The organism is Rheinheimera sp. (genome assembly GCF_020217005.1).
Taxonomy (GTDB): Bacteria; Pseudomonadota; Gammaproteobacteria; order Enterobacterales; family Alteromonadaceae; genus Pararheinheimera.
Genome location: NZ_JAIWOI010000209.1, coordinates 1 through 10,000, shown reverse-complemented (window position 1 = coordinate 10,000; position 10,000 = coordinate 1). Strand labels below are relative to the sequence as shown.

Below are 10,000 nucleotides of genomic sequence, written 5' to 3'. Positions count from 1 at the left end.
GAGAAAGCTTGGTAACGCTTTTTACCGCAAGCAGCAATAAAGATATTGAAAATTCACCAATACTGCATTTAGACAATCTATACTACATTTTCCCTCAACATATAGTTGAATTTTGTTTTGAAAAGAGCATCGATAAAATTCTCTCAAATAAAAACATAAAACTTCAGCTACCTAAAGGAATTAAAAAAGGTCACCTCTTCGAAGATAGAATTTTAGACCTATTCTCTTCATCTGGAATTAAATCCCATGCTATTAAAGGTAACCCTAACAAAGGAATGCCTGAAATCGATGCGCTAGTCGAATTGGATGAAGATAATGTGTTGGTTATAGAAGCTAAATGCACAATTAAACCAGAAAGTAGATTTGAGGCTTTTAGTTTTCTTGAAAATCACATGCAAAAAGCAATTGATCAATTGACCTTGCGTGTCGATTTTTTGGTCAGAAGCTCTAGATCTGAATTACAACATCACTTCCCTTTTAGAATTGAAGGAAAAAAGTTTACACCCATAATAGTTACAAACCACTCATATTTTACTGGAATGAAAATTCAAGCAACAAAGGAGATTGATATTTACTGTATCGATGAGTATCTCCTCAATAAAATAGTAAAAAAACGTTCCATTCCTAGCTGGAATTATATACAAGCACAGAATTCTTATGCTGTTGAAAACATTAAACTAAAAGATAGCCATGAAATTATTAATGCAATAAAAAACCCAGTATATTACCTAAATAGTAAAGCTAATAGAACAGTTCAAATTCTTGAGTACGGTGTTGCATTTGAAATAAGTAAGCATTCAAAAATTAACTGGGAGTACAAATATAACAAGGAGATGCAAAGGATGGCTTAACACCACCTTTGATTTCGACGTTAAAGTCTGCGTCACACTCATAACTGAATGTCAGATCAGATATAAGCCACTACAACTTACAAAATACCAAAAGCTGTTTTCCGCGGCGGGCTGATTCTTTGATCAGTCTTCAATTATTTTGATTCCACACTCAGCCAAATAATCTGCAATCCCCTGATAAAACTCAGATAATCTCGTCGCATCGTCAGCATCACCTTCAGGTACAAAAATTACCATGCCCTCCCGCGCTCGGGTCAGCAATACTCTATAGGCATTTTCAAGATATCTTTGGCTCTCAGCTTTGCTGCGCTTCTGCCAGCTTGTCCCAGAAAAACGCCAATGTTCAAAGGAGCCATCAACTATCCTTAAATCAGCATCCCAAGCAACTAATGCCCAATCAAGTTCGAGGCCTTGAACATCAAATTCAGTAGCAACATCTTCGAGAAAATTACTGGAGCGAATGTCATCTCCTGAGGCCAAGAACCAGTTTTCTGGCTCAATTTGATTCTTAACAAAAATACCTTCAGCTTTTAATCGAATACCATTCGATGAAGCCAGCAATCCGGCACGTCGCCCACCTTTGGTGCGCTTACTGATCCACTTTTTCGCTGTGGCTAGGTCGCGAGTCATTACTACTGGAAACTTATCTTTGAACTCATGTAATACGATTGAAGCTTTAGCTGAATCTCCTCCAATCAGATAATGCACAAAATCAGATAGTTTTTCAGCCCTAAAGGACCGCATCGACGTAGCTAAATGAAGGGACGGCTTAAACTTAAATTTTGAGAGCGATTCCACGGTGAGTTCATCACGAACATATTCGCCTTGCAGCAACTTAGGTGAGCAATAGGCATCCCATTTTTCATTACTTTTAAGCACAGCATCGAACCAACCTGATATGCCTGCTTCACCTGTATTGATCTCTTGTCCACCACCGATCAATGCAATAACTACTGCCCAATCTTGGTGCCTTGCCATTACAGAAATTAGAAATTCAGGTTCCGATTGTGAGAAATCTCCGAGACCCCGTTTTCGCTGCATAAAATGTGCAGTCTGCTTTAAATCCCAAGCTCGCTGCGCCTCGTCAAAAATAACAACATGCTCTGCAGGAGGCCTTTGATCTTTTAGGTATTCATCACGAAATTTATGAATATTTTGGATAAAACTTTTAGTCCGTTGCCGTGCCGCTGCGATAGTTGTGACATCAGGATTATTTTGATGCTGATCACGTGCTAAAGCTTCTTGTAAAACAGCAACTAACGGTCCGTTACCGCTGAGAAAAACAGAATATTCTAGATCTTTGCTGTCAGCATGTCGGTTGGCTATGTTCAACCCGACCAAGGTTTTTCCCGCCCCGGGAACTCCAGTAACAAAACAGATAATTTTACGGTGCTCTTTACGAGCACTATGGATCAATTCTAGTAATGTGGTGCTTGTCTCATGCAGATTGTCAGCGCCAGCTTCTGAGCGTGAAATATCAACCACACTATGTTTTGCATAAAGTGCTTGAGCAGCTTCGACAATAGTTGGAGTGGGTTGATAAGCAGATAAACTCCATTGCACAGCATCAAAAGAACGACCTTTTATTCGAGCTATTGTTTCGCCCACAAATGTATTTAGAGTGCTTGGAGGCAAACAAATCACTGTCGATACCTTTTCAGAATCAAGTGAGTAGGTAGAAAAAGTTTCTGTCGCCTTTGTTGCAATCAGAACAGGAATTATAGTTTTGTCATGACTGCCTTGATGAAAATGCTTTAGATCTAAAGCATAACCCTCAGCCTGTTGTCGGTCAGCATAGAGATAAGCTGATGCGCCAACCTTAAACTCCAGCACAAAAATAACACCCTGAACCACCAGCACACAATCAGCTCTTTTACCCATTCGAGGAATTATGAACTCAAAGAATAGATAAGCGTCGTCAGGCAAACCCCAAAGCTGAGTTTTCAGTATCTTGATTTGTTCTAGCCAAGCTCCTGTTTGCTGCTGAACCAAATGTTGGCTGTGGTTTTGTGCTAATTGGCCAATAATTGTATTGGCGTCTGTAGATAAGAAAGATGAGACAGTGTCGCTGTAAAAAGAACGGGTCATCAAGTCAGCCCCTCAATATCTAGTAGCTGGCTTGCAGTGACATTAAGAGCTGAAGCAATTTTAAGAATATTTTTCAGACTAAGGTTACGTTTACCTCGTTCGATTCCGCTGATGTAAGTGCGATCTAACTCTGTTAAGGCTGCAAGTTCTTCTTGGCTGATACCTTTTTCAGAACGTAACTCACGCACCCGCAATCCAAAAAGCAACAACGAGTCTTGACGCATAACCAGATCCCTTTTAATTCTTGGTTATATCGTCAACGGATGTGACTTATAATACTACGGACTATAAGTCACAAACGGACACAAATGTCCCACAACAGTGGATGATAAAAAAGGAACGCACCATGCTTGATGCAGTTCAGCAACAATACCTCAACCTAGCAGATGCGTTATTACAACAGCGATATGCTATTACACTGAAAGACACAGGCTATGACGATCTGGAATGGCTTATTCGGTTTGGTGACCAACCAGTAGAAGATGCAGTTACAGAATATGCGACAAAATACGATTTAATACCCACCTCGACAGTCTGCCAGTATTAAAGGAGTCCATTAGTTGTTATCAAGATTTTTGGTCTTAGACCCATCACCCCGGCCAAGGCAACTCACCATCCAACAGAAACAAATCCAGCGGGTAGGAATAAAGCTCTGTATCGCCTTGTTGTTTAAATACCACTAAGTCGGCACAGAGTTCACAAAGCCAGAGGCTGCTGTGATCGGGTTTGTTGCTGGTAAAGGCTTTGGGAGAAAACAGACCAACACAGATGCCCTGGTTTGGGTCGCGGGCGGATTGGTATTCGAATAACTCTACTCCGGCATTGCGCATAGCTGTGCCCAGTTGCTGGCTCTGTTGGTAATTGGTTTTGGCGGTTAGCTCTGCACTGTAAGTGCTGAAGGGCGGCTGATGCAAAGCCACAGCATTGGCTGAGTTATAGCCCACACTTAGCAAACTATGTTGTGATCTCAGGCTGGTTTTAGGTGCAGCAGCTTCTATCGAATGCCAGAAGATAAATCTGTAGTAGGCCGACTCTGCAAGGCAGGTGGTAACGGAGCAGGCGCCATAAAAAATACCAGGTTCGAACACTGAACCAAAACGTGAGCCCCACTTGAGCGGTGGATAACGGAAAGGCGATTTCAGTAAATAATGCAAAGACTCCGTCGCTTCCGGTAACGCCGGTTTGACGTTTTCCAGCAGCTGTTCCAGCACAGCCTGTTCAGCCAGGGTGTCGACATAACTTAAAGTGGCCACCTGCTGCTGACTTTCAACCAGCCGGAACAATTGCCCACACAGTTCTTTGATTTGCTTTGGCCCTTCGCAACTGGTCCAGAGCGCATCAGCTACAGCTGCTGGTACTATAATTTGCCCCGCATTGCATCCACAAATTGCAGCACCTGCATCAGGCCCTGAATACTCTGCACCTGCTGTGCAGGTATACCGCCAGTCACTTTATTCGGGCTGTGCATAAAGTGTTTGATCCAATCCGGGTCACCACCAGCCAGACTATACAAAGCGCGGGCAACACGAATCAGCAGCAACGCCAGTTCTCCTTGTTTAGAGGCAGGGTCTAAGGCCGGATTTTGTTTTAACCGACTAACGGCAGTGCGGTGCACACCCAGAACTGCTGCCAATTCCGCCTGCTTTAAACCCAATTGCTCTGCCGCATTTAATACAGCTTTTGCTAACACCAGTTGGGGTTGTGGAGCTTGTTGTAGCAGTGCCGTCATGACACACCTCATCTTGTTCTTAATGCACAAATAATAGGATAAAAGTGCATTTCGCACAACTTAACTCAATACATAACACATTTTGAAATGCGTACTCAGAAACAAAATAACAGGCACACCAAAACAATTGCGAATCATTACTATTTGTAATTGAGATCTATTTGCATCTTGGTTAGTATAGAAACGAACTAAACAACACCTTGATCTACAGACTAAAACGAGCCGGAGAAACCTCATGACACGCACTGCTGCGAAGCATTTTCAATTATCTGCTTTGGCCTTATGCCTGAGTGCAACCCTGCCATTGATGGCACAACAAAGCCCGGATGGCGCAGCAGACGAAGCAGCCATTGAAAAAATTACAGTGCGTGGTGAAAAAACCAACCGCAGTTTGCAGGAGACGACCAGCAGTGTGGCGGTCACTACCGCTTTGCGTATCGAGCAGGAAAACCTGCAGAGCTTGTTTGATATTCTTAACCGCACAGCTAACGTGTCGCAAATGTATGGCAACAGAGGTTTTACTATCCGGGGTATAGCCAATGAAGCCGGAGCTCCTAACCCATTGGCAACAGTGTATTTAGATGGTGCAGCTTTACCCAGCCAGATCAGTGATTCAGGCCCAACCGACTTATGGGACATCGCTCAGGTGGAAGTATTACGTGGCCCTCAGTCTACTATTCAGGGCGAAAATGCGTTGGCCGGTGCCGTGATTTTACGCACAGAGGATCCGTCAATGGATTGGAATGGCAGAGCCAGAATGCTCTGGTCTGATCCATCTGACCGTCGTATCGCTTTTGCTGGTGGCGGTCCTTTGATTGAAGACGAACTGGCGTTTCGTCTGGCGGTAGAGCAACGTGATTTTAATGGCTATGTGGATAACCCAACCCGCAATACTGGCGAAGATCAAACCGATTCTGTTATGGCCAGAGCCAAATTACTCTGGACACCTTCGGCTTTACCAGGTTTTACCGGCCGCCTGAGTTTTATGCGGGATGACCGCGAAGGTCCTTACATGTACAGCTATTCCCGGCTGGATGTAGAAGATTATTTTAACAACAGGGTAAATACCTCGAACCGCCCCAATACCACAGATATCATCAGCGACGTCACAACGCTGGATTTAAGTTATGAATTCAATAACAACTGGTCTTTATCTGCTGTTACTTCCAGCACCAATTCAGATGCCCAGCGTGCCTACGACAGCGATTTGACAGAACTGGATCAGTCCTACGGCAGCACAGATGAACAATACGACAGTCTGTCGCAGGAATTTCGGCTGCATTTTGCTGCGGATAAGCTCAAAGGCTTAGTGGGCCTGTACTGGTCCAAACGCGAAACCGACAATAAAAGTACCAGCTTAACAAATGTAGACACGCCACTTGGCACCATAGCCGCAGTCTTACAGGGCAATGGTTTAGATGCTGCTACAGCCAACTATCTGGCCACTTTGTATGGTGCAGCTTTGCCAGTGATACCAGTGGATTATCATAGCGAAGCACCTGGAAAATCTGAAAATCAGGCATTTTTTACCGATATGGAATATCAGTTAAGCACTGACATAGCGCTGCTGGCAGGCTTTCGATATGACAAAGAAGAATACACCTTTGCATCCCAGACAACAGCCGGGTTTGTCGGGACTTTACCTGATCCATTAGCTTTTGGTGCCGCGGGAACCGCTTTAAACACTGTAGTAACGGGCATCAACTTTGCGGTTTTAGGCTTAGTGGCTGACGCCAATGGCGTTACCCCATCCAGTACCCGCGATTTTACTGCCTTTTTACCTAAACTGGGCTTGCGCTGGAGTTACAGCGCCGATCAATCTTTAGCTTTTACCACCCAGCGTGGTTACCGCTCAGGCGGCAGTGCCTATAACATTGCCCGCAGTGAAGTGTTTGCATACAACCCGGAATTTACCACTAACTATGAATTGGCCTGGCGTAGCAGCTGGTTGGATAACAGTGTCACAGTAAACAGCAACCTGTACTACATCGACTGGAAAGACAAACAGGTGATCGCTAACTTTGGCCTGAACAGCTACGACTACCACACAGTTAATGCGGGCAAAGCCCATTTATATGGCTTTGAACTGGAAGCGAGACAACGCCTGAATGATAGCTTTGACTGGTACAGCTCATACGGTTACTCACGCACTCAGTACGACCAATTTGAAACCGTGCTGGACGCCAACATCACCGACTATTCAGGTCAGGAGTTTTCCTATGCGCCGCGTCATACAGTGGCTGTAGGCTCCAACTATTACTTTGCCGACAACTGGACAGCCAACCTGAACGCCAACTACCGCAGCACCGTGTTTATGAACGTCGGCGCCGCTGATGAACAATTGTCATCGCGTACTGTAGTGAACGCCAAACTGAGCTACGACGCAGATGCCTGGTCTGTCTATCTGTTCGCCAATAACCTGCTGGACAAAGGTTATGTGCAGTATCGCTGGCCCACTGAACCTAACGCCATTTTCGGTGCGCCTCGGGTTGTGGGTGTTGGACTGGAAGGTCGCTGGTAATCAGTTTAGGGAATACAGGCCATGACTTCGACCTTACTTTATTTGCTCACCGCAACTTTGGCTGCACTGCTGCTTTATCTGGCTTCACCACGGCAACAATTCTGGCCAGCCGCTGCCAGTAAGGTGAAGCCATTGCGGTTTCTGGCTTTGCTGTTATCTCTGCTGGCCTGGGTTTTTGCAGGTGCAGCACTTGGGGTATGGGCTGGATTTTTTGCCACTTTAGCTGTGTTGATGCTGGCATTCGTGGCTTTGCCTTTTATCGACGCTTACCGGAGTAAACAGCATGTGGGGTAAATCAACTGCAGCAATTTTGCTTGGCTTACCTCTGAGCGTGGGCCTGATAGGTTTAGTGGCGTTGTTATGGCCGGGGCAACATAACCAATTGGTTTTGCCCTGGTTGCTGATGGTGTTTCCAGTCTGGATTGGCATTATGGCTGCCACTTTTTTATTTCGTAGTGGCAAACAAGCCTGACTGACCCTTGGACTATCTACCCTTTGTAGCTTTGCGCTGCTTTCGCTGGTGAAACAATTTATGAGCTCGTCGTTATGAAAGTCGCTACCCAACGCACTTTTCGTGCTGTACATACCTGGACAGGCCTGATTGCTGGCATGGCATTATTTATTGCCTTTTATGCCGGCGCTATTTCTGTGTTTGTGCATGAATTACATGACTGGCAACAACAAGGCGAACTGGTACAGGCCGATTCGCTGCAGCAGGCGCAACCTTTAGTGGACAAGCTGTTACAGCAATACCCTGAAGCTGCTCATGGTTTTTCGCTGATCTTGCCTGGCCATCATGGCCCTGAACTCAGCGCCTATTGGTATCAGAATGACACAGGCACTCAGCATAAGTTTCGACTGACAGCTGAAGAGCAACTCAATCAAAGCCCATCCAGAGCTGACTTTGTCAGTTTTATTTACGACTTACATTTCACCGCTGGTTTGCCGCGTTTAGCCGGTACTTATTTGTTTGGTGTGTTTTGTTTGCTTTATGGTTTGGCGCTAGTCAGTGGTGTGGTGATTTATGCTCCTGTATTTTTAAAAGACTTATTTGCGCTGCGCCTTGGTCCCAGCGTCAAACGCATGTGGCAGGATGCCCATAATGTGGTTGGGATTTTGTCTTTGCCTTTCCATATTTTATTCGCCTGGAGCGGCGCTGTGTTGACCATAGGTTTTCTGATGTTGGCTCCATTTCAGTTTGCCGTTTTTGACGGTAAGTTACTCAAAATACTAGAGCCAGATTTTGAAGTTGTGCCTCATGTCGAACCTGCTGGAGTGCAAAAACCACTGATCAACGTGAATGAATTGCTGGCGACAGCCAAAACTGCCATGCCGCAGTTAGAGGTTGAAAGCATGTTTTATCATGACGCTGGCGATCTGAATGGCACTGTCACTTTATACGGCGCTATCGACAGCCCCACTGTGACTCATTCAGCAGCAGTAGTGATCAACACAGCAAGCGGTGAACTGATCAAAACCCTGACCCCACAAGAATTTACTCCTGGTACTGTTTTTCTGCGCGGTATTCAAAGCCTGCATTATGGCGACTTTGGCGATTATCCGGTGAAATGGCTGTATTTTATATTGGGTATGGCAGGGGCTTTTTTGTTTTACAGTGGTAATTTGCTGTGGATTGAATCGAGACGTAAGGCGACAGAGGCAAAACAACCGCGTAATACCCGCATTATGGCCGGGTTAACATTAGGTATAGCGCTGGGCTGTATGGCAGGCGTGTCGGCCTTATTCTTAGCCGGTGCTTTATTGCCCGAAGCTCTGCATATCCGCTGCTACTACCTGGTGTTTTTTCTGGTGCTGCTGTGGTGTTTAGTGCGTCATCCATCGAAAGCCGCAGTGGAAATGTTACTGCTTACAGCCCTGTTGACCGCATTCATTCCTGTCGCCAGTTTTATGCAAAGTGGCCAACATCTATTCAACTCTCTCTGGAATGGCCATTGGATACGCTTTAGTGTCGATCTGACAGCTTTGGTGATGGCATGGTGTTTTTGGCGTATGGCAGTGGCCGCGAAAAAACGCGCTTACACAGGACCGGAAAATAGTCTATGGGCTTTGCCTGCAAAAGGCTAATTTGAGCTCAGACATCAAAAGGGGCTCAGGCTCCTTTTAATGTTTTTAATAAAGCCGCGCTAAACTCAATCTTCTCGTTACTCAGCTGGCGGTAATCAAAATATGGGGTAACCAACAGCTTGTTGCTTGGGTCTATCGCAAACTCTTGGTTCAGCCAATGCAGCTGACAAGCTAAACCTTGTTCAATCCAGTGTTTAGCCTGAGTACGGCCTGCGATTAAATGAATAGTGCTTTCGGCAGGGTTTAATGCTGGAGCAGCAAATAACAGGGCTGTATCTGAAGCTTTTTGTAACAAAAACTGGTCACGATACTGCTGCCAGCTGGCGGCCTGAGTTGGGAAGTGAAATAGCTTTGGTTCCAGAGCACACAACAACTTGGCGTAGACATTAAACAACTTGCGCCAGCCATTGCCACAGTGCTGATAAATCAGGTCGATATCGCCTGGCTGCATTGGCTCGCAGTCAAATAGCTGCTGATACTGTGGCATTTTAGGTCTGTTTTCCACATAAACCCTAAAGCTGGCGTTTTGATCCCCAAGTCCAATCACGTTTTGCGGTCTCATTCGGTAAAAACTGCCGTTATGGTAAAGGATTTTTATCCATCAACCCACAGCCAATCTGTAGGGCTCTGGCTACAAGTACGACCTGTGAATACCCTAAGTAATTGCTGTCACAGCGCGACGGCAAGAGAATGAGTCCCCAGGAGCATAGTTCACTATGTGACTGG

At 45.4% G+C, this 10,000-nt stretch carries 11 protein-coding genes; 6 read left to right on the top strand and 5 right to left on the bottom strand.

Going from position 1 to position 10,000, the window contains the following annotated elements:
• A partial coding sequence (locus LDL40_RS10310) for a hypothetical protein (RefSeq protein WP_300995255.1) occupies nucleotides 1-851 on the top strand: 851 nt, incomplete at its 5' end.
• A 123-nt stretch (nucleotides 852-974) separates the two neighbouring features.
• Here the strand turns inward: LDL40_RS10310 and LDL40_RS10305 are convergent.
• Together LDL40_RS10305 and LDL40_RS10300 are read right to left on the bottom strand one after the other, a co-directional pair.
• Entirely contained in the window at nucleotides 975-2,939 is a 1,965-nt protein-coding gene (locus tag LDL40_RS10305) for a DUF2075 domain-containing protein (protein WP_300995254.1), read from the bottom strand.
• Nucleotides 2,939-3,163: a helix-turn-helix domain-containing protein gene (locus LDL40_RS10300; RefSeq protein ID WP_300929153.1), complete on the bottom strand. Its 225-nt coding sequence runs from the start codon at nucleotides 3,161-3,163 to the stop codon at nucleotides 2,939-2,941. The genes LDL40_RS10305 and LDL40_RS10300 overlap by 1 nt, the downstream gene beginning before the upstream one ends.
• Nucleotides 3,164-3,285: 122 nt before the next feature.
• On the opposite strand from LDL40_RS10300, the gene LDL40_RS10295 reads away from it, so the two are divergent.
• Nucleotides 3,286-3,486, top strand: coding sequence for a hypothetical protein (locus LDL40_RS10295; RefSeq protein WP_300995253.1), 201 nt, complete (start codon nucleotides 3,286-3,288; stop codon nucleotides 3,484-3,486).
• Between the two features lie 43 nt (nucleotides 3,487-3,529).
• Here LDL40_RS10295 and LDL40_RS10290 read toward each other — a convergent pair whose 3' ends face one another.
• Both LDL40_RS10290 and LDL40_RS10285 read right to left on the bottom strand, forming a co-directional pair.
• The gene (locus LDL40_RS10290; protein ID WP_300995251.1) at nucleotides 3,530-4,222 is read right to left on the bottom strand and encodes an RES family NAD+ phosphorylase; all 693 of its coding nucleotides are present in this window, start codon (nucleotides 4,220-4,222) and stop codon (nucleotides 3,530-3,532) included.
• 74 nt (nucleotides 4,223-4,296) lie between these two features.
• Nucleotides 4,297-4,668 carry an XRE family transcriptional regulator gene (locus LDL40_RS10285; protein ID WP_288741080.1) on the bottom strand — a complete coding sequence of 124 codons (372 nt, stop codon included), beginning with the start codon at nucleotides 4,666-4,668 and terminating at the stop codon, nucleotides 4,297-4,299.
• A 235-nt stretch (nucleotides 4,669-4,903) separates the two neighbouring features.
• Here LDL40_RS10285 and LDL40_RS10280 point away from each other — a divergent pair, with 235 nt between their 5' ends.
• The 4 genes from LDL40_RS10280 to LDL40_RS10265 all read left to right on the top strand — a co-directional run bounded on the left by LDL40_RS10280 (nucleotide 4,904) and on the right by LDL40_RS10265 (nucleotide 9,274).
• Nucleotides 4,904-7,189, top strand: coding sequence for a TonB-dependent receptor (locus LDL40_RS10280; protein ID WP_300995249.1), 2,286 nt, complete (start codon nucleotides 4,904-4,906; stop codon nucleotides 7,187-7,189).
• Nucleotides 7,190-7,210: 21 nt separating this feature from the next.
• Nucleotides 7,211-7,483 (top strand): hypothetical protein, encoded by a 273-nt coding sequence (locus tag LDL40_RS10275; RefSeq protein ID WP_300995248.1) that lies wholly within the window; start codon nucleotides 7,211-7,213, stop codon nucleotides 7,481-7,483.
• Complete coding sequence (locus LDL40_RS10270) at nucleotides 7,473-7,661, top strand: hypothetical protein (protein ID WP_300995247.1); 189 nt, start codon at nucleotides 7,473-7,475, stop codon at nucleotides 7,659-7,661. The genes LDL40_RS10275 and LDL40_RS10270 overlap by 11 nt, the downstream gene beginning before the upstream one ends.
• 74 nt (nucleotides 7,662-7,735) lie before the next feature.
• The gene (locus LDL40_RS10265) at nucleotides 7,736-9,274 is read left to right on the top strand and encodes a PepSY domain-containing protein (protein ID WP_300995245.1); all 1,539 of its coding nucleotides are present in this window, start codon (nucleotides 7,736-7,738) and stop codon (nucleotides 9,272-9,274) included.
• 25 nt (nucleotides 9,275-9,299) lie between these two features.
• On the opposite strand, the gene LDL40_RS10260 is transcribed toward LDL40_RS10265, so the two are convergent.
• Nucleotides 9,300-9,836, bottom strand: coding sequence for a hypothetical protein (locus LDL40_RS10260; protein ID WP_300995244.1), 537 nt, complete (start codon nucleotides 9,834-9,836; stop codon nucleotides 9,300-9,302).
• Nucleotides 9,837-10,000 lie beyond the last annotated feature (164 nt).